Source organism: Lactiplantibacillus dongliensis (assembly GCF_005405105.1).
Lineage (GTDB): Bacteria > Bacillota > Bacilli > Lactobacillales > Lactobacillaceae > Lactiplantibacillus > Lactiplantibacillus dongliensis.
Genome location: NZ_BJDK01000018.1, coordinates 32587 through 52390, shown reverse-complemented (window position 1 = coordinate 52390; position 19804 = coordinate 32587). Strand labels below are relative to the sequence as shown.

The following is a 19804-nucleotide window of genomic DNA, read 5'->3' as shown; positions in this document are numbered from 1 at the left end:
ACCACGTTCCAGCCGATTCTGGCCCAACCAGAGTGGCAACTTAAGCCAACTAGCACCAAGTGTATCGTTTCATTCAGTTAGACACTAGTTTATTTATTTTGAGCGGCAAATAACGCCAATAACATGGCAGCTGATTGCTTGCCGGCAGCTAAAATAAATTCATCAAAGCTGACCCCGGCATCTTCATCACCGACATCAGACATGGCCCGAATCACCACGTAAGGTGTGTTGAATTGATGACAAGCTTGACCAATCGCTGCCCCTTCCATTTCACTGGAAAGTGCCTTGGGAAAATGACTCAAAATTTGATCAGTAGCCGCTTTACCAGCGATGAATTGATCCCCAGAAACGATTAAGCCCGTCTTGGCATGTAAGCCAGTTGCTTCAGCCGCCGCTACGATTTGCTTGACCCAATTGGCATCCGTCTCATAGTACAACGGTTGTTGTGGTAATTGGCCGTATTCATAATCAAACGCCGTCGCATCAACATCATGATACGCTGTTGCCGTCGCCACGACCACATCACCAACGGATAAGCCTTGACCAATCCCGCCGGCTGACCCTGAATTGATCACGACATCGACATCAAAGTTCGTAATCATTAAAGCGGCGGTCATCCCAGCTTGGACTTTACCAATTCCGGATTGTACTAAGACCACTTCCTGATTATCGATCGTCCCATCATAAAAAGTGATGTCTTTAATTGGTTGAACCGTTTCGTCCTGTAATGCTTCTCGCAAAGTCTTGAGTTCTTCTGCCATTGCACAAATAATGCCAAATTTCATTTAAATTGTCCTACTTTCATTTTATGGTGTAAAAAATAAGATTAAAAATACAATAATAATTGCGAACGTTAGGCCAAGAATCACCCAATTGAGCTTACGCCCCAAACGCTTCGTCTTAGCCTCTTCTAACGCACGATTATTTTCAGCCGCATATTCACGGCGTGACGCACTGCTAGTCTCACCGGCGTCATCGGCGTCACTCGCTTGTTGCCGGTAACGCTGACGTGTCATTTGATCGTCGTCTGCCATTAAACTTCAGCTCCTAACGTGGGGTGACTTTGCCAATACCAGACCGCCATGAGCGTTTTCGCATCGACTAGCTTACCAGCGGCGACTTGTGTGATTGCGGTTGGTAAATCTAACTTAACTAAGCGCAATAATTCATCAGGATCTTGTGGTAAAGCTGTCTGGACCGGTGATAATCCCGTTGCCACATACAACGTCATATATTCATCAGTAAACCCTGGTGACGTATAGAAGCCTGCCACTCGTTTTAAATGCGTCGCTTTTAGCCGAGTTTCTTCATTTAATTCACGTACCGCAGCTTGATCAGCCATTTCCCCGGCTTCAACTTTACCAGCCGGAATTTCTAGGGTCACCCCGTTAGCCGGTGCACGCCATTGTTTGACCAACACTAGGTGCTGGTCAGCCGTCACCATTAAGACTGCGACGGCCGCTTGATGGTGCACAATCTCACGCACCGCTTTAGTCGCGTCTGGCAACGTTACTTGTTGGCGTTCAACTTGGATCAGATCACCTTGATAGACCGTCTGTTGCTGATCAACCTTTTCTTCAAATGTCATGCCGTAACCCCCTCGGACTCATTTGCTTTAAAACAAGGATACCGATTTTTTTACGGAAATGCAATTTTACTCAGGTAACCAGCCAAATCTTAACCGAAGTTAAAAAAACACTGGCTAGTCGTTACCGACCACCCAGCGTCGTGAGGCTTTTTAAGCGGTCGTTAATGATCCGACAAAGGCTGCATATGCGGCTTGTTCACCGGTGACCGTCACACTAACCTGGCTATAATCCGCAGCTAATGCTGAATCCAATGGTAGGCTGACAATCTTCACGAAGGTCGCGTTCCCGATCAATTCCATCCAGTATTCTTCATCCGCACCTTGATGCACAATCGTCTTCACCATCCCACCAGGATTAGTGACGTGAATTTCTTGATTGAAATCCGTACTTTCTTGATGTAATAAGACATACATCAAAGATGAGGCTGACATCGCCGTCCCACAAGCATTCGTAAATCCAACGCCCCGTTCAAAAGTCCGAACGAAAATGGAATTTTGACCTAAGACTTCGACAAAGCTGACATTGACGCCATCTGGGAAGATTGAATTTTTACCATCATTCATCCACTTGCCGATTCGACCCAATTCAGGACCAACTAATGTTTCGTGGTCAACAAAAGTAATCAAATGTGGATTTGGTACGGACACCGCTGAGAACTTCAACGTGGCTGATAATTCAGGAATCGTTTCATTGATGATCGTTTGTGCGTCATGATTAGCATGCATGCCAATTGTTTGCGCATCAAATGAAACCGGTGAAATTTCAACACTGAAAGCTGGCACGTGGTCCGCAAAATCAGCAACTGCTTGAACTTTTAAGTCGGCATACATGGTTTGAACGCGGAAGGCATCTTGACTATTCTGTGTGCCAAGGTAACGAGCCACGGTCCGTAATCCATTCCCGCACATGCTGGCTTCAGTCCCATCAGCGTTGATGACCCGCATCCGGCCTAAAGCACTAGGATGTTCAGACTTATCAACGACTAACACCCCATCGGCACCTTCATATAACCCGGCGCCCTCACGTTTACAAATATTAATCGCAAGTTGTTGTAATTGCGCATCCGTCAGTGGTTCTGGAAATTGCGTTTGGTCCAATAAATAAAAATCATTACCGGAGCCATGCACCTTGATCATTTTCACTACCATCAGCATCCTATCTTTTTATAATCTCTAGTTATAAGCTACTTCACTATCATACTTACTTTTTAATCATATTTCAATTACCAAGGACCAAATTGCCTGACTGTAACCGTTATTGTTCGAGATTCATTGCCACTGCCACTCTGGTTGTTGGGTCAGCCTTGGCTGGAACGTGGTAGTCACGTTTAGCCAAGGCCAATCAGCCCGTCGTTAACTAACGCGTTATAAATTCTAGTATTTTTTGACAAGAAAACTTTCTACCTTTCCTTTCAATCATAGCCCATTCAAGCTCAAGCCTTCGTTTAATCAATCTTAGTATCAATCAGAAAGTGACGGCCAAGCCTGCACGCTAACTTTTCATTAACCACTACAATCCTAGTCGCAGTGACCAATAGGCTTGCCCCACCGCGAACCTATTGGTCAACAGAGACGGCCAATTAATAACAGTTTGACATGGAACCTAACAAAACAAGACCAGACAAAAAGAGCTGATAAAATCAACAATCGATTTCACCAGCTCTTTAAATGCAATTATCTAAAACAATTAAGCTTCCAAACCAGTTTCAACTGATTCAGGATAGTTCGTCCGAACAATGTTTGCACAACGGGCACAAAGCATTGGGTAAGCATCATCGCTACCAACATCAGTCTTAGTCATCCGGCAACGTGAACAAACGTCACCATCAGCATGGCTAACCTTAATCGCAACACTATCGCCAAAGGCTTCAGCATCGGCAGGGGCATCAGCTAAGACGTGTAAGTCTAACGCTGAGACCATTAACATTTGCCGCACATTAGTATTCAAGCCATCTAACATTGCTTGAGTATCCGCATCGACATATAAGTCTAAATGCGCTTCTAAGGACTTCCCAATCAGCTTTGCATCCCGGGCTTCTTCCAAAGCCTTTAAAACATCACTGCGTAAGTCCATGAACTTACCCCAGCCCGCATTTAAAGCGTCGGCGTTAGCGTAAGTTTGCACCGTTGGCATCTCAGCTAATTGAACGAATTCTTCTGGTTCTTTCAAGAATGGCCAGATTTCTTCAGTCGTATGTGGCAACATTGGGGTAAATAGCTTGGTCAACGTGACAACGGTATCATAGAAGACCGTTTGCATTGAACGCCGTGAACGACTGTCTTCGGCATCAATGTACATGATGTCTTTGGCAACATCCAAGTAGAAGTTTGATAAATCGACCGTTAAGAAGTTCAACAACAACTTGTAAATATCCAAGAAGTCGTAATGATCATAATGATCTTTAACTTCACTCACGAAATCGTTCAACCGAACGGCCATGTATTGGTCGACCGTTGCTAAGTCATCAAAAGCCACCCGATTGGTTTCTGGATCAAAGTCGGTCGTATTCGCCAACATGAAGCGCATCGTGTTCCGGAACTTCTTGTAACCATCAGCGACTTGCTTAAAGCTTTCCATCGAAACGCGCACATCAGAACTCGTATCAACTGAAGAGACCCACAACCGGACAATTTCAGCCCCCATTTGTTTGATCACTTCAGCAGGCGCAATCGTGTTCCCTAAGGACTTGCTCATCTTACGACCCTTATTATCCAAGGTAAAGCCTTGTGACAAGACTTGCTTGTAAGGTGCATGACCCGAAACAGCCACACTGGTAATCAAGCTTGAGTTGAACCAACCACGATATTGGTCAGATCCTTCCAAGTATAGGTCCGCTGGATAATCGAGATAATCACGTTCAGCTAAGACCCCTTGGTGTGACGAACCGGAATCGAACCAGACATCCATGATGTCTTTTTCCTTAGTAAATTCGCCATGTGGTGAATGTTCATTCGTGTAACCCGCTGGCAATAAGTCCTTCGCATCTCGTTCAAACCAGACGTTTGAACCTTCTTTGGCCACTAGATCAGCCACATGATTGATGGTTTCTTGATCCATAATTGCCGTACCATCTTCAGCGTAGAAGATCGGTAGTGGCACACCCCAGACCCGTTGCCGTGAAATGACCCAGTCACCACGGTCACGAATCATGTTGTGGAGCCGTTTTTGACCCCAATCTGGGAAGAATTGGACATCATCGATTGCATGCAAGATTTCATCCCGCATATCACCCACTGAAGCAAACCATTGTGGTGTTGCCCGGAAGATGATTGGCTTCTTAGTCCGCCAGTCGAATGGATAACTATGTTCGTATGGCATGTACTTGAGTAACAAGCCAGCGTCCTTTAACTTATCCAAGGCGATTTGGTTAGCATCATCGTAGAAGACTCCCGCAAAGTCAGGACCAGCTTCTTCAGTCAAGACCCCTTGGTTATTCACTGGTGCAAAGACTGGCAAGTTGTACTTCATCCCAACACGGTAGTCATCTTCCCCATAACCAGGCGCCGTATGCACTAATCCGGTCCCAGAATCTAAGGTCACGAAATCACCAAGCATGGTGACAATCTGACGGCCAGCATCGAATGGATGTTGGCAAATGACCCGGTCCAAATCAGCGCCTTTAACGGTCTTTAAGACTTTAACATCTTCCCAACCAAAGCGTTCCGCATTTTCATCAACTAATTCCGCAGCTAAGACATATTTGTGATCATCCCCACTGTGTTGAACCACCGCATAGTCAAAGCTGGCATCGATGGTAATCCCTTCAGAGGCTGGAATCGTCCAAGGTGTGGTCGTCCAAACGACCATATAGGTATCGTCATCTAAAACGCCCTTGCCATCAATGACTTTTTCGCCATAAAAGGCTGACGGCGAGGTCACATCATGATATTCAACTTCGGCTTCCGCCAAGGCTGATTCTGATGACCATGACCAATAAACTGGCTTTTGACCGCGATAGATCAAATGGCGCTTCGCAAAAGCCCCAAAGACCCGGATCTGAGCAGCTTCAAATTCTGGCTTTAAGGTCAAGTATGGGTTATCCCATTCACCAGCAACCCCTAAGCGCTTGAATTCGTCTCGTTGACGGTCAACTTGCTTTAAAGCATATTCGCGACATAATTCACGAAAGGCATTGGTCGACATCTTTTTACGATCATAACCAGCTTGTTGCAACTTTTGTTCGATTGGTAGTCCATGAGTATCCCAACCAGGTACATAAGGGGCCCGGAAGCCGTTCATTGACTTATAACGCACGATAAAATCTTTGGTGATCTTATTCAGCGCATGTCCCATATGAATATCGCCGTTCGCGTATGGTGGGCCATCATGTAAAATGAAAGTTGGTTTCCCTTCATTTAACTTTTGACGATGTTCGTAGACTTTGTTTTCTGCCCAAACGTTTTCGCGTTCGGCCTCTTTAACTGGTAAATTACCACGCATTTTAAACTTGGTTTTACCGAGGTTAAGCGTTTCTTTAACGCGCATTTGATCACTCCTTAATAATTTTATCTGAATCAATTCATTTTTGGGTACAAAAAAACTCCGCCCGGCTAGGGACGAAGTTATCGTGGTACCACCCAATTTTAGAATTGCTTAGATTCTCTCTTAGCATGGTTAACGGTCATGAACCGGTCGACCTTACTACAAAATTCAGGCCGACATTCAGAGATGATCTGCAACTAAGTGAGGGACGACCGCGTTCTCATTATCGGCGGCTCTCTGCGCGTATCACAAAGTTGTTTGCTATTCTCTTCAAAATATTAGGTAAATTTAATTGATACCTCTGATTTTAGTCGACTTACTTGTTGCCGTCAACATCATCATCGGGAAAAATCACAACAGTTTGTTGTTGCCCTTGATCCCCACCATCAGCAACTGGTGTTTCACCAGCCACGGCTTCGGTAATTTCAGGGGTTGCTTCTGAGTTTACACTCGCGTTAGCCCCATTGTCAAGGTCGTCATCCTTTAAAACATGTTGGATTTCCGAATAATTTGAGGTATCGGTCTCGCTTAATAGCTGATCCCAATCCTTACTCTTAACCACTTCCAACTGTGATTCTAACATCACTTGGAGGCGTTGACGGAAGACCCGGGTTTGCTTCTTTAAATCATCCGTTTCAACTGATAAACGCTTAGCCTTTTGCGAAGCTTCATCAATCATTTGGTTAGACTTGTCAGTGGCTTCACTGACAATATCAGAAGCTTGTTTTTGTGCTTCACGGGTAATGATATCCGCTTCCTTCTTGGAATTGGTCTTCACTTTATCCGCAGCTTCTTGCGCAACCAAGATTGATTGGTTCAACGAATCTTTCAATTCATTGAAGTACTTCAACTTGCCTTCACTAGCGTCTAAACGTTCCTGGAGGTCTTTATTTTGCTTCAAAGTAATCTGATAATCCTTGATAATTTGTTCAAGAAAGTCATTTACCTCGTCAATATTGTATCCACGTAATTTCGTGGAAAACTCTTTGTTATGAATGTCATCAGGACTTAACACCATACTAAATTTCCTCCAATATCTATTTACTATGAATAATATTTAAAGTAATGCGCAAACGCGCCTTTTTGGTCTCCCCACCAACTTCAGCCAAGCGTACCCGGCCATAGTGCTTGACGCTCAACATATCCAGCAACGCTAATTCATAATCAGCTTTCGTCAGTTCCGCCCAGTTTAACCGGACGTGCTTGGCTTCTACGGCCTCTTTGGCATGATGTCGAGATAAGTTAAACGCCGCTTTGATGACACTGTCAGCTCGTAATGAGCTAACAGTGGTGGTGATTGATTCCCAATCATTCTGCGGATCAATCACGTTAGTCAAAGCCACCGGTGTCAGATGAATTTTAGTCTTACCAAACCGATCGATTTGATCGCTGAAGTAATCCGCCAATTCACTTTCACAGAAAAACTGCCACGCTTCCCCATCTGAGATAATATCGCCAAAAACATCCCGTTCCACACCGGCATTGGCCAACGTTCCTAAAATTTGGCCATGTTTTAAGGTGGCAAACTTTAACGGATACACGATATTAAACAACGTGAGCTGAAAATCAGCTAATTGCGGTTCATAGTAGGTCGGGTAAAAGAGGACACGTTTTAATTCAGCGCCTGCATACCCGCCATTCGCCCGCATCCGCACATCATCAAGTTGGTTGACCATGGTTTGAGCAATGTAGACTTGCCGCGGATTCAAAAATGCGGTCAAGATTGGTCGATATTGATCGGCTGCTTGTTGCAACCAACCAGTGACCTGTTCAATAAATGGGGCTTCACTATCGCGAAAATGTTGTTTTAAATTTTCATCTTCATTCACGATACTATCCTCGTTATTTCAAGATTTAAATAAAGCTAACTAAGTAAAATAAACCACGTTCGGCAAACTCTAACACCAAAAAGGCAATGATTGGTGAAAAGTCGATTCCGGCAATCGCTGGAATAAAACGCCGAAAAATACTTAAAAACGGTTCACAGATGCGACCCAAGAAGCGACCAACCGCGGTATTATAGGCCCCAGGGAACCAGGACATTAAAATATACACGACCAACGCAATTTGGTACAACTGGAACAAGCGATCAATCAGATTAAAAATAAATGTCAGGGGAAATCACTCCTTACTCTTAGAGGCTATTAGGGTTGAATTGGCTTGTGGTACTCCCGGAAACTTCGTAGTTTTCAGGAATACAGAGAAAAATCTCGTCACCGATTCGTTCGATCTCGCCATTAATGGCATAAACCGTCCCTGTTAAAAAGTCGACAATGCGACGCGCCATCTGATCATCAACGTGATCGAAATTAACAATCACGGCTTGATTTTTCAAGAGTTGCGCGGCAATTTCTTTAACATCGGAATAAATCTTAGGTTCAAACAAGGCAATCTTACTGTTTACCGACTTACCGCCTTGCATCGGCACGATTTTGGGAGTCGCGGGATTAGCCGTATTATTCGGCATGTCCCGGGTCGGTTGAGCATTGCTGTTAGGATTGGTATCGAGATTGTCCTCGTCACTGACCCCAAAAAAATTATTAAAAAAGCGTCCGGCCATTAGTTATCGCTTCCCTTCAATCGTCCTACTTACGACGCCGCTTAAAGAATGGTGGCGTATCTAAAGGATCATTATGGTCCTCATTGGCTTGATCAGCCGTTTGACTGTTGTCGTTAAAGACATCAAAATCAGTCTTTTCAACATTTTTAAACTCAGACGAGCCTTGATTAGGTTTCGGCCGCGCATTACTTGGATCCCGGCGAATATCCCAGTTACCAAACGGATCGTTGTTATCCGTCTGCGGTTGGTCTTGCGTCTGATTAGCGTTTTGATTAGTCCCAGCTTGATGTTGGTTGTCAGCAGGGGTACTGAACATGCCACCGCGTTGTTGGGTCTTTTCGCTACGGCTGTGTCCAGCTTCTTTTAATTCTTCGCGCTTTTGATCGATCCCCGTTGCAATAACGGTAACCCGAACTTCGTCGCCCAGGCTTTCATCGATCGAGGTCCCAAAGATAATGTTAACATCAGTGGTTGCCGCTTGTGACACAATGTCAGAAGCCGCCTGTGCTTCATACAAGGACATGTCTGGACCACCAGTGATGTTCAACAAGACTTGTTCAGCCCCATCGATTGAAACTTCGAGTAATGGTGATGAGATGGCTTCCTTGGTCGCATCCGCCGTCCGATTTTCACCACTAGCTGACCCGATGCCCATTAACGCTGAGCCTTGGTTTTGCATGACGGTTTTCACATCAGCAAAGTCCAAGTTAACGTAGCCCGGTGAAGTGATCAAGTCAGAAATCCCTTGAACCCCTTGACGTAACACGTTATCAGCTTCTTGGAAGGCTTCCATCATTGGCGTCTTCTTATCAACGATTTCTAACAAGCGATTGTTAGCAATGACAATCAACGTATCAACATTGTCCTTCATTTGGGCAATGCCTTCCGCGGCGTTGCGCGCCCGCTTCGGTCCTTCAAATGTGAACGGACGGGTTACCACACCGACGGTTAACGCGCCAGAATCTTTGGCAATCTTAGCGACTACTGGTGCCGCCCCGTTACCAGTACCACCGCCCATACCAGCGGTGACAAAGACCATGTCGGCCCCTTGTAAGGCTTCAGTCAAAGCTTCTTCACTTTCCTGAGCCGCTTTTGAACCGACATCAGGATTAGAACCAGCGCCCAACCCGCGGGTCAGCTTCGGTCCTAATTGAATCTTAGTTTCTGCATTTGACGTTTGTAAGGCTTGCACATCTGTGTTAGCCACAATAAATTCGACGCCGTTAACGTCTTCGGCAATCATCCGATTAACCGCGTTACCGCCACCGCCACCAACGCCGATGACTTTAATATTAGCCCCTGAATTCTGGGTTGAATCTAAAGAAAATTCCATAATTTTTCCTCCGTCATTCCTATCCTATTAATCGAAAAAGTGATTAAAGAAGTTTTTAAAGCGACTAAGACCACTTTCCTGATCTGGGTGCTGCTGTTTAGCAGGTTGTTTTTTAGTTGTTTTAGTCGGCGCTGGTTGCGCTGGTGCAGCTTGCGAACCAGTTGCCGGTTGACTTGGAGCTGGTTCTGAGAAGTCCAACGCCACACTCGCACGGGTATCACCGGTAAGCGCACTCTTAACCAGTAGTGCCACTTCACTTAAGGCCGCTTGATATTTAATGACCGCTAAGGCTTCATCAAATGACGGATGTCTTAAGCCCATTTGGTTAGGGGTGAAGACCCGAACGCGCGTCCCAAATAGTTGACTAGCCAAATCAGTAATTCCTGGCAAGGCCGCAACCCCACCAGTTAAGACGACGCCGCCTGGTAAATCTAAGGCATGGATATCATCTAAATGCTGCTTCAACTTATCGAAGATCTGATCTAGCCGCGCTTCAATAATCTCAGCTAAGTATTGTTCACTAATTTGTGTGGGGGTACTTTGACCAACAACTTCAACTGGAAATTCGTCTTCATCAGACGTCTGGTCAGCATCGGCATTCCCGTAATCCCGCTTTAACTTCTCGGCATTTTCAATCGAGGTATTTAAGACGACCGAAATATCTTTAGTGATATATTGGCCCCCTTCTTGATCAACGTAAGTATATTTAAGTTGATGATCATGAATCACCGCTGCAGTCGTTTGACCGCCGCCCATATCCACGATAATCGACCCAAAGTCTTGTTCACCGTCATTTAAGACTAATGAACTTAACGCTAATGGGGCAATCACGATTTGTTCAATCTGCAACCCGGCTTTTTCAATCGCCTTGCGCGTATTGTGAATAATCGTTTTAGGTCCCGTAAATAAGGTGCCGTGCATTTCGAGGCGCACCCCGACCATGCCACGTGGATCTTTAATACCATCAAAACCGTCAACAACAAATTCATCAGGAATCACATCGAGAACTTCACGCTCTGGTGGCAAGCTTTGTACTAAAGCTGCCGCCGCAACATTCTGAACATCCTCATTATTGATTTCTTTTGATTCATCAGCCACCGCAATCATCCCGCGGCAACGTTCGATTTTAACTAAATTTGCAGGCACGCCCGCAATAATTTTCTTAATTTCGATACTTGCTTTTTCTTCAGCTTGGCGTACCGCTGATTGAATTGCGGAAGCAGCCTTGTCGATATCGACAATGACTCCGCGACTCAGACCATTAGAACGTTCGCTTCCCACACCAATAACGTTCATTTGTCCCTTTACACGTTCAGCAACAATGACTTTTATTGAGGTGGTCCCTATATCAAGTCCGACATAAATTCCTGAATTATCCATAATAGAGGAACCTCCTAGTAATTACATAAATATCCAAAGATTTTTGTTAACATATCCAATTATCCCCTAGTTTACCATATCCGCAGGCCTTTTAAAAAGGTCTGAGCCAGCATTCTAATCAATTATGTGACTTTTTAAACGAATATGAATAAGCCCCGACTTCGAGGTTGATGATTCCCGGCTGTTTCATCTTGGCAGCGATACCAGCATAATAGCTCATTTTGCTGGCAAACGTGTCAATGGTGGCATACACTTCGTTGCCATCATTCATGTATAAATGGACCCGTTCTGCGTTAGCCTTATTCGGAGCGTATTTAATTTCAGAGATGTTATGTTTGACCGCCGCGGGTAATTTGGCATACTGAGCAATCATATGCTGCAAGCGCGTGCCACTCTTAAAACTAGCGTAGATTGGGTACGTTCCGCTTGGTTGAGCATAGGTTGTCGTCATAATACGGCCATTTTCCAGCACTCGTTGATACCGGTCGCCCTTACTCAAATAGCCCGCAATTCGAATCTCACTTACCTTAATCGTAACGTGATTTAGTCCAGTCAGCTTCGTCGTTACCTTGCCAATTTGTTGACTAGTCTGTCGCGCAGCTTGGCTGGTTTGCCGATCATGGCCGACAATCGCCCAAATGGACGTCCCCGGCGTAATCTTAGTTGCGCGCTGAACTTGTTTGGACGTTAACTTTTCAATCCCCGTCACCTGCACCGTCTGTACATGACTTAATGGTGAGATGAAATACCCGGCAATCGCCATCCCCACTAAAAAGCCGCTAATCAAAATAGCGGCCCGTTTAGTGACTAAGCGTTGGCGCTGATGTTTCAACTTGGGTAATTTATCGCCAATCCGAACCCGTTTACCGGTCCAATTAAAATGCCGTTGCTGTTCAGCTTGACGATTTTCGGCAGCCTTACGTTGATACCGTTCCCAGGGGGTTAGCTGGTCTAAAGGCTTTTGCTGCTTGGGTTGCCGTTTAAAAAAGGCCATCACACCCACCCTTTCACTTTAAATCGACGTTAGCGGTTAATCGCCGCTTCTAGCACGTTCAACAGTTGGTCAGCAGCATCCGGCATGCCCAGCTGCTTCGCATGCTTAGCCATCGTCTGACGAGCGTCGGCATGCAACATTAAGCTATCTAATGCCGTTAGTAACGTTGCCGCCGTTAAATCAGCTTCTTTGACCAATTGTGCGGCGCCCGCATCAACTAAGCTTTGTGCATTTTTAGTTTGATGATCGTTCGTGACATACGGACTAGGCACTAGAATCGACGGAATCCCTAACGCGGTAATTTCGGCAATACTAGTGGCACCGGCCCGCCCAAGAATCGTCTCAATTTCCGGTAAAATTGCCGGCATATTTTTGATGTACGGTACGATTTTAACATTCGGTGCCAATGGTGTCTGGCCCAGACCATTCTTAATTTTGTCGTAGTGGACTTGACCAGTTACGAATAAGGTCTGATAAGGACGTTGATTTAATTCGGAAATCGCCGCAACTGTGGCTTGATTAATCCGTGCAGCCCCTCGACTGCCCCCAAAAATCAAGGCCGTGGGCTGGTCATCTTGCAGACCTAATCCCTTTAAAGCCGCCGTCTTTTCAATATTCGCTACTTGTTGGGCACGTGGATTACCAGTCATGACCACTTTTTTCGCTGGAAATTGTGACCGGGCACTCTCAAATGAAATCCCAATCTTATCAACAAAGTGACTTAAGAACTTGTTCGTTACGCCGACAACGGAATTTTGTTCATGAATGACCGTGGGAATATGCATCTGGCTAGCCGCAAAGACGACCGCCCCACTGACATACCCCCCGGTACCAACCACAACATCCGGTTTGAAAGCCTTGATGTACTTGCGGGCAGTGCCGACACTCTTTAAGAATAACCAGACGGTCTTAACGTTTTGTAAAGATAACGACCGTTTGAATCCTTGAATCTTAATTGTTTTAAAGTCGATGCCCCGTTCAGGAACGATGCGGCTTTCAAGCCCGCGATGCGTCCCCACATACAAGACTTCGGCCTGCGGATCATGCGCTTTGAGCGCGTCAATTAACGCGAGAGCCGGGTAAATATGACCACCCGTCCCGCCGCCTGAAATCATCAGTCGCATTACTTTTCTTCCGCCTTTCCAGTTAAGTCTTCGACCGCTTTAATATACCGGTCGCCACGAATTTCAAAGTTAGGGTACTGATCCCAACTAGCACAGGCTGGCGATAACATAATAATGTCGCCAGGTGCACTTAACTTCCAAGCTGTTGGAACCGCCGTTTCACAGTTTTCACTAAATTCAATCTCTTTGATCCCGGCTATTTTACCGGCATCAGCCATTTTTTGCGCTGTTTCACCAAACACAATCAGCGTTTTAACGTGGGCTTTTAATGCTGGCGCCAGCTTTTCAAAGGTATTCCCGCGATCCAGGCCACCCGCTAATAACACGACTGGTTGATTGAATCCTTTTAAGGCCATCTCAGTGGCCACAATATTGGTGGCTTTAGAGTCATTATAGAATTGGCGACCCTCATAGGTTTCAACATATTGGGTCCGATGCCGGACACCAGAAAAGGTCTTTAAGACTTGGATAATACCGGCCGTTGGGACGCCTTCGATCTTGGCAACGGCAATGGCTGCTAAGGCATTCTCAACGTTATGATCCCCAGGAATCTTGATCTCCTTGGCGGCCATAATGAGCTCATCCTTAAAGTACAAGTTACCGTCTTTTTCATAGGCCCCCGCCGTCGAATTGGCTTGCCGTGAAAATGGAACAACTTGGGCTTTCGATTGTTCACTTAAGCCACGCCATTCTTCTGAGTCCCAGTTAACAACAAAATAGTCATCCGCCGTCTGATTCATCGTAATCCGCATCTTAGCTTTGACATAGTTCGCCCGGGAACCATGATAATCCAAATGAGTTGAATAAATATTCGTTAAGACCGCGATATGGGGGTGCAACGTTTGAATCCCGCATAACATAAAGCTCGACAATTCGGTTACCATTGTATCCGTTGCCAGTGCCTTTTGGGCGACCGCTGAAGCTGGTACCCCAATGTTGCCGGCAACATAAGCTTTACCAGCATTTTGGCGTTGATTCAACATCATCGAAATCAAAGTGGTCGTCGTGGTCTTACCGTTAGTCCCAGTAACCCCAATTAATTCACCAGATAAAATCTGTGACGCTAATTCGACTTCCGTAATGACTGGAATACCTTTTTTAATAGCACCCGCGACAATTGGATTCGTATATGGAATACCAGGATTCTTAACAACGACTTTAAAATCTTCGTCAAGTAACGATAACGGATGGCCACCTGTAATAACTTTGATTCCATCACTCAATAACTCTTGGGCGTCCGGATTATTATCAAAGTCTTTTTTATCATTAACGGTCACAAAGGCCCCCAGTTTGTGCAACAAACGGGCCGCGTTCATCCCACTTTTAGCTAGGCCTAATACCAATACTTTTTGATTACGATACTGTTCAACCGACTCCATGTCCTAAGATCTCCCTAAATTTGTTTAGTTAAATATTTTTTATTAATGCTTATCGTTTTACCTATAATTTTACTTATTTAGCCACTTATTTAATACGACAATTACGTTTGGTGCTAGTTGAAAGTGCTGTCTGCCGGTTGGTTTCTAAAATGCTGGCCCGCCAACGACACGACTAAGCATTTTAGGAACCAGTGGCTCGACTAAATGACTAAAACGAAAATAATCAATCGTTAATTTTTTAATACCTGTTAGTTAACGCCGGGCGGGCCAGAATTGGCTCAGTGATGTCATTTATCTTAGTCGGTGATTTTCCGACTTAGATAAAGCCCGGCTTTCGAGACCGCACTATGGCTCGAAAAAGTGGCCACCACGTTCCAGCCGATTCTGGCCCAACCAGAGTGGCGATTTAAACCAACTAGCACTAAGTGTAGCAATTATTAACGTCAATCGTTATCGTGTCACTAGATAATCGTGGCAACACTAATAATGGCCGTCACTAATCCGATTGACCAGAAAACGATGTCAATCTTCCATTCGCTCCAGCCTTTCATTTCAAAATGATGATGAATTGGGCTCATTAAGAAAATCCGCTTCCCGGTTAGCTTGAATGAAGCGACTTGTAACATGACTGAGGCAGTTTCAATCACAAAAATCAAGCCAATAAAGAGTAGTGATAATTCGTGATGTAACAAGATAGAAACAGCGGCTAAAGCGCCCCCTAAAGCCAACGAGCCCATATCACCCATAAAGATTTTGGCTGGCTTGTGGTTGTAAACGAAGAAGCCTAAGAGTGACCCAACTACTGCTAAACAGAACATCGCGACATCTAGTTGGTGCTGATGCAACGCAATGATCCCGTAAGCGCCAAAGGCAATCGTCGCTTGACCGGCGACTAACCCATCGAGGCCATCGGTTAGGTTGACCGCGTTGGAGAAACCGACTAGCCAGATAATAACAAAGATAATGTACCAGATACCTAATGACCAATCTCCCAAACCTGGGATATGCAAGCCCATTGGCAAGTTTTCATGTTGGTAGACCAAGGTGAAGACAATTGCTCCCACGATTTGGCCTAATAACTTCTGCCAAGCTTTTAAACCTTCATTTTGTTTCCGCCACAGCTTGATACTGTCATCCCAGAAGCCAAGCGCTCCATATAAGACGAGAATAAACATTAAGATCCAAGTGGTTGGCCGTAATTGACCTTGCCACCAGCCCACCCAAATCGTCGTGACTAGGATCGACACGATGAAGAGCAAGCCGCCCATTGTTGGGGTTCCGGATTTCTTTTCATGCCATTTGGGACCCTCTTCACGGATCATTTGGCCCTCTTTACGTGCCCGGAAATACCGAATCAATGACGGCATCAAGGCAAACACAATAATAAAGCTACTAATGAGCGTAGCGACCCATTCAATTAAACTCAACACAATTCTCCATTCTACAACTTAGTCATTTACTTTAATTTTACACTTAATCCTTGCTTAGCGTCGATCGGATTACCAGCCGTGATACTTTGCATGTCAACATAACCGGTCCCGCTCGTGGCCAACTTCAAACCGGTCAACGAGGCAAAATCAGCCACTTCACTAGCTGACCAACCGACGACGTTCGGCATATACATCTGCCCGTTAGTAACCAAAATCACCCGCTGCTTATTGCTTAAGACAGTCCCGACCGACACGGATTGTTTAACGATCCGTGAACCTTTACCCACAATAATTGGTGTGACGCCAATCTTCTTCGCCGTGTCTTTAGCCGTCTTTGTCGACTGGCCAGTTAAATCTTGCATCTTGACCGACTTCGTCTTAGTCTCACTGGCCTTTTGTTCATCTAACGCCCGCTGCATAACCGGCTTAAAAATCTCTGCCATGTTATCAGAAGCCGAAGTTGCGCCTAAAGTTGGCTGCTTCATCGTAATATACATGATGTACTTTGGATGTTTAGCGGGCGCCATCCCGACAACTGAATAAAGATACGAATCATTACCCACCGCATAGGTCGACCCATTACTAACTTGCGCCGTCCCAGTCTTAGCTGCGATCCGATAGCCTTTAATTTTATAGGCTGCGCCCAGCCCGTAAGATTTATAGACCACGTCTTGCATGTGTGTCAAAACAGCACTAGCTGTCTTGGCCGTCACCGGCTGACCCACAACCTTCGACTTGGCTTGATAAACCGTCTTCTTCGTATTTGGGTTCACCACTTTCGACACAAAGTATGGCTGTAACATCTTACCATTATTCGCAATAGCCGTGAAGCCACGTAGCATCTGCATTGGGGTCACCTGAATCCCTTGACCAAACGAGGTATCAGCCTGTTCGATGGGATAGGTGAACTGAATCGAACCGGATTGTTCATTCGCTAAGCCCGTATTCGTACTGGTTCGTAAGCCAAAGCGCTTGATGTATTTCAACCAAGTTTTAGCCCCCATCGCTTGTTCCAGATGGGCCATTACCACGTTACTTGACAAGGCGAACCCTTTAGCATAGGTGATATTTCCCCAACCAGCCGTATTCCAATCAGGCACTACTTTACCGCCAATCCGGTATTCGCCGGTCGGTACCGTAATATTCGGGTTGTAGTTGCCGCTATCAATCGCGGCCCCCATCGTAAAGACCTTCATCGTCGACCCAGGTTCATAAGTATCCTCAACCAGCAAATTCCGCCACATCTTCGATAACCCGGATTGCGTCTGAGCATTAAAGGTTGGTCGCTGACTAGTTGCCAGGACCGCCCCCGTCTTCGCATTAATCAATGTCGCCGTCATCGCTTTAGGATGCACGAGCCCATTGACCGTTGACATTTTAGTTTCAAGCAAGGTTTGCAGTTTACTATCAATCGTTGTATAGACATTGTCACCATTCTTAACTTTGGTGCCACCAGTGGTTTTGCCTTGATAGCCACTCGCCGTCACCGTCTTGTGACCATCCTTACCAGCTAATTTAGTATTTAAAGCCAATTCGAGCCCCATTGATCCCGTTAACCGGGTCTGTTCGGTCCCTTTAATGGCTTTAGAGGTCGTTAGTCCAATTAGATGTGAGGCAAACATGCCATTCGGATATAGCCGTGCTTCCGATTCGATAAAGTGTAAACCACTCACCTTTGTGGCCTGAATCTTCTCCTTGGTCGTTAACGAAATATTCTTCCCGGCAGTTCCGAATTCAACTTGGAACGTTCCCGACTTAGCATGTAAGGTCTTCAACGCCTTCTTATAGCTAATCGGTAAATACTTAGCTAAGACTTTAGCCACTTTAGTCGGATACTTAACGTATTCGACCTGACCATCAGCGCCTTTTTGATTCTTAGCCACAATCGCATAAATCGTATAGGTACTCGTGTCTTCGGCGATAGCCTCACCGTTAGCACTATAGATGGTCCCGCGTTTGGCTGCGATCGTTTGATCTTCGGTATATAGTTTTTTCGTTGCCTCTGTCAGGTTGACCCCCGCAACCTGGTGCCCGATGGCGATATACGAAAAACGAATGATCAAAACACCAAAAATCGCAATCGCACCAAAGAATAGCCATTGGCCAAAGATGCGACGATTTTGTTTTGGTGACCGTTTCGAAGTCATTCGTTGTTTGTTCTTATTCATTTGTAAACATTCCTTATGCTACCGTTGTTGAGCGTCAACCCGTACTTTTTAGCCACTTTGTTGAGCCGTGTCCGGCTAGAAAGTTCACTGATTTGTTGTGAGGCTGAAGTGTTGCTGGCCTGAACTTTCGTGATTTTCGTTTGTACCGCTTTCAACTGGCTTTGCGCATCCCCGACCGCAATGTTCGCTGAAACTAACGCCAAAGCTAAACTAAAAATAATTAAACTGAAACCGACACATAACACCTTTTCAAACTTTGAAAACGGAACCCGTTGCGTCTGAACAGCGGGGTTCGGCGTTACGACGGTTCTATGTACCGGGGTTGTCGAAACACCGGGGGTTTCACGAGGAAGCTCCCGCGCCAATCCATTTTGGGCCATTGTCATTCACTCCTTTAAAGCTAATTATGTTTTTCGTTTAAACGTTCAATCACACGTAATCTTGCACTGCGCGCGCGCCGGTTAGCAGCAATTTCTTCCGCGCTCGGCACAATCGGTTTACGACTAACTAACCGATAATCTGGTTGCATTTCTGCTGGAATCACTGGTAAACCCGGTGGTAATTCTGGTAAATCACTATGTTCCTTAAAAATCGTCTTCACTAAGCGATCTTCCAATGATTGGAAAGTAATCACGCTGACCCGACCATGAACATTAATCAAGTCAACGGCTTGTTCCAAAGACGTTTCTAAGACCCCTAATTCATTATTAACCGCAATCCGAATCGCTTGAAAGACCCGTTTGGCCGGATGTCCCCCCGTCCGTCGTGCCCGTGCCGGAATCGCTTCTTTAATAATGTCAACTAATTGGCCAGTCGTCTCAATCGGGGCAACTTCACGATGCCGTTCAATCGCACGGGCCACTTGCTTGGAGAACTTTTCTTCTCCATAGCGATAAAAGATCCGAACTAAATCGGCATAAGGCCAAGTGTTGACGACTGTTTGCGCCGTCAAATCAGCACTTTGGTCCATCCGCATGTCTAACGGGGCATCATGCTGATAAGAAAACCCCCGGGCCGCGTTATCAAACTGCGGCGATGAAACGCCTAGGTCATATACAATCCCATCGACTTGGTCAATCCCACGGGCGGTCAGCTCAGTGCGTAAGTTAGCGAAGTTGCTTTTAATAAAGGTCACCTGACCGCTAGCTAAGTAATCGGCTAAATTATCTTGATTATAGTCAATCGCAGTTTGATCTTGATCAAAACTGAATAGATGCCCGGTTGGCCCTAATTGCTTTAAGATTTCACGGGAATGTCCCCCGCCGCCTAACGTACAATCGACATAAATCCCAGCGGGTTTAATGGCGAGTGCCGCAATGGCTTCATGTAATAAAACAGTGGTATGTTCAAATGTTGCCACAAGTT

General features: G+C 45.5%; 18 protein-coding genes and 1 other annotated feature. All 18 genes read right to left on the bottom strand.

The window, feature by feature from the left end:
* Nucleotides 1-89: 89 nt before the first annotated feature.
* Nucleotides 90-785 carry a 5'-methylthioadenosine/adenosylhomocysteine nucleosidase gene (locus FFM80_RS08295; protein WP_137640354.1) on the bottom strand — a complete coding sequence of 232 codons (696 nt, stop codon included), beginning with the start codon at nt 783-785 and terminating at the stop codon, nt 90-92.
* A gap of 21 nt (nt 786-806) precedes the next feature.
* On the bottom strand, nt 807-1034 hold the full coding sequence (locus FFM80_RS08290; protein ID WP_137640353.1) for a hypothetical protein: 228 nt from the start codon (nt 1032-1034) through the stop codon (nt 807-809).
* Nucleotides 1034-1588, bottom strand: a complete 555-nt coding sequence (locus FFM80_RS08285; protein WP_137640352.1) for an NUDIX hydrolase — start codon at nt 1586-1588, stop codon at nt 1034-1036. Before FFM80_RS08285 ends, FFM80_RS08290 begins: the two co-directional genes overlap by 1 nt.
* 150 nt (nt 1589-1738) lie before the next feature.
* The gene (dapF, locus tag FFM80_RS08280) at nt 1739-2737 is read right to left on the bottom strand and encodes a diaminopimelate epimerase (RefSeq protein ID WP_137640351.1); all 999 of its coding nucleotides are present in this window, start codon (nt 2735-2737) and stop codon (nt 1739-1741) included.
* Nucleotides 2738-3275: 538 nt separating this feature from the next.
* Nucleotides 3276-6074: an isoleucine--tRNA ligase gene (ileS, locus tag FFM80_RS08275; RefSeq protein ID WP_137640350.1), complete on the bottom strand. Its 2799-nt coding sequence runs from the start codon at nt 6072-6074 to the stop codon at nt 3276-3278.
* Nucleotides 6075-6138: 64 nt separating this feature from the next.
* Nucleotides 6139-6354 (bottom strand) — a binding site (T-box leader).
* A 33-nt stretch (nt 6355-6387) separates the two neighbouring features.
* Nucleotides 6388-7089: a DivIVA domain-containing protein gene (locus tag FFM80_RS08270; protein ID WP_137634812.1), complete on the bottom strand. Its 702-nt coding sequence runs from the start codon at nt 7087-7089 to the stop codon at nt 6388-6390.
* 19 nt (nt 7090-7108) lie between these two features.
* Nucleotides 7109-7900, bottom strand: coding sequence for a YlmH family RNA-binding protein (locus FFM80_RS08265; protein ID WP_137640349.1), 792 nt, complete (start codon nt 7898-7900; stop codon nt 7109-7111).
* A 25-nt stretch (nt 7901-7925) separates the two neighbouring features.
* Nucleotides 7926-8186 carry a YggT family protein gene (locus tag FFM80_RS08260; RefSeq protein WP_137634810.1) on the bottom strand — a complete coding sequence of 87 codons (261 nt, stop codon included), beginning with the start codon at nt 8184-8186 and terminating at the stop codon, nt 7926-7928.
* A gap of 19 nt (nt 8187-8205) precedes the next feature.
* The gene (locus tag FFM80_RS08255; protein WP_137640348.1) at nt 8206-8631 is read right to left on the bottom strand and encodes a cell division protein SepF; all 426 of its coding nucleotides are present in this window, start codon (nt 8629-8631) and stop codon (nt 8206-8208) included.
* A 25-nt stretch (nt 8632-8656) separates the two neighbouring features.
* Nucleotides 8657-9964 carry a cell division protein FtsZ gene (gene ftsZ / locus FFM80_RS08250; protein WP_137640347.1) on the bottom strand — a complete coding sequence of 436 codons (1308 nt, stop codon included), beginning with the start codon at nt 9962-9964 and terminating at the stop codon, nt 8657-8659.
* A gap of 27 nt (nt 9965-9991) precedes the next feature.
* The gene (gene ftsA, locus FFM80_RS08245; protein ID WP_137640346.1) at nt 9992-11344 is read right to left on the bottom strand and encodes a cell division protein FtsA; all 1353 of its coding nucleotides are present in this window, start codon (nt 11342-11344) and stop codon (nt 9992-9994) included.
* 118 nt (nt 11345-11462) lie between these two features.
* Entirely contained in the window at nt 11463-12338 is an 876-nt protein-coding gene (locus FFM80_RS08240) for a cell division protein FtsQ/DivIB (protein WP_137640345.1), read from the bottom strand.
* Nucleotides 12339-12367: 29 nt separating this feature from the next.
* A complete protein-coding gene (gene murG / locus FFM80_RS08235; protein ID WP_137640344.1) occupies nt 12368-13462 on the bottom strand; it encodes an undecaprenyldiphospho-muramoylpentapeptide beta-N-acetylglucosaminyltransferase in 1095 nt (364 codons plus the stop codon).
* A complete protein-coding gene (murD, locus tag FFM80_RS08230; RefSeq protein ID WP_137640343.1) occupies nt 13462-14841 on the bottom strand; it encodes a UDP-N-acetylmuramoyl-L-alanine--D-glutamate ligase in 1380 nt (459 codons plus the stop codon). Before murD ends, murG begins: the two co-directional genes overlap by 1 nt.
* A gap of 461 nt (nt 14842-15302) precedes the next feature.
* Nucleotides 15303-16268, bottom strand: a complete 966-nt coding sequence (gene mraY / locus FFM80_RS08225) for a phospho-N-acetylmuramoyl-pentapeptide-transferase (RefSeq protein WP_137634803.1) — start codon at nt 16266-16268, stop codon at nt 15303-15305.
* Between the two features lie 29 nt (nt 16269-16297).
* Nucleotides 16298-18439, bottom strand: coding sequence for a penicillin-binding transpeptidase domain-containing protein (locus tag FFM80_RS08220; protein WP_137640342.1), 2142 nt, complete (start codon nt 18437-18439; stop codon nt 16298-16300).
* Nucleotides 18436-18819, bottom strand: a complete 384-nt coding sequence (gene ftsL / locus FFM80_RS08215) for a cell division protein FtsL (protein WP_137634801.1) — start codon at nt 18817-18819, stop codon at nt 18436-18438. The genes FFM80_RS08220 and ftsL overlap by 4 nt, the downstream gene beginning before the upstream one ends.
* Before the next feature lie 20 nt (nt 18820-18839).
* Nucleotides 18840-19799: a 16S rRNA (cytosine(1402)-N(4))-methyltransferase RsmH gene (rsmH, locus tag FFM80_RS08210; RefSeq protein WP_137640341.1), complete on the bottom strand. Its 960-nt coding sequence runs from the start codon at nt 19797-19799 to the stop codon at nt 18840-18842.
* Nucleotides 19800-19804: the final 5 nt, after the last annotated feature.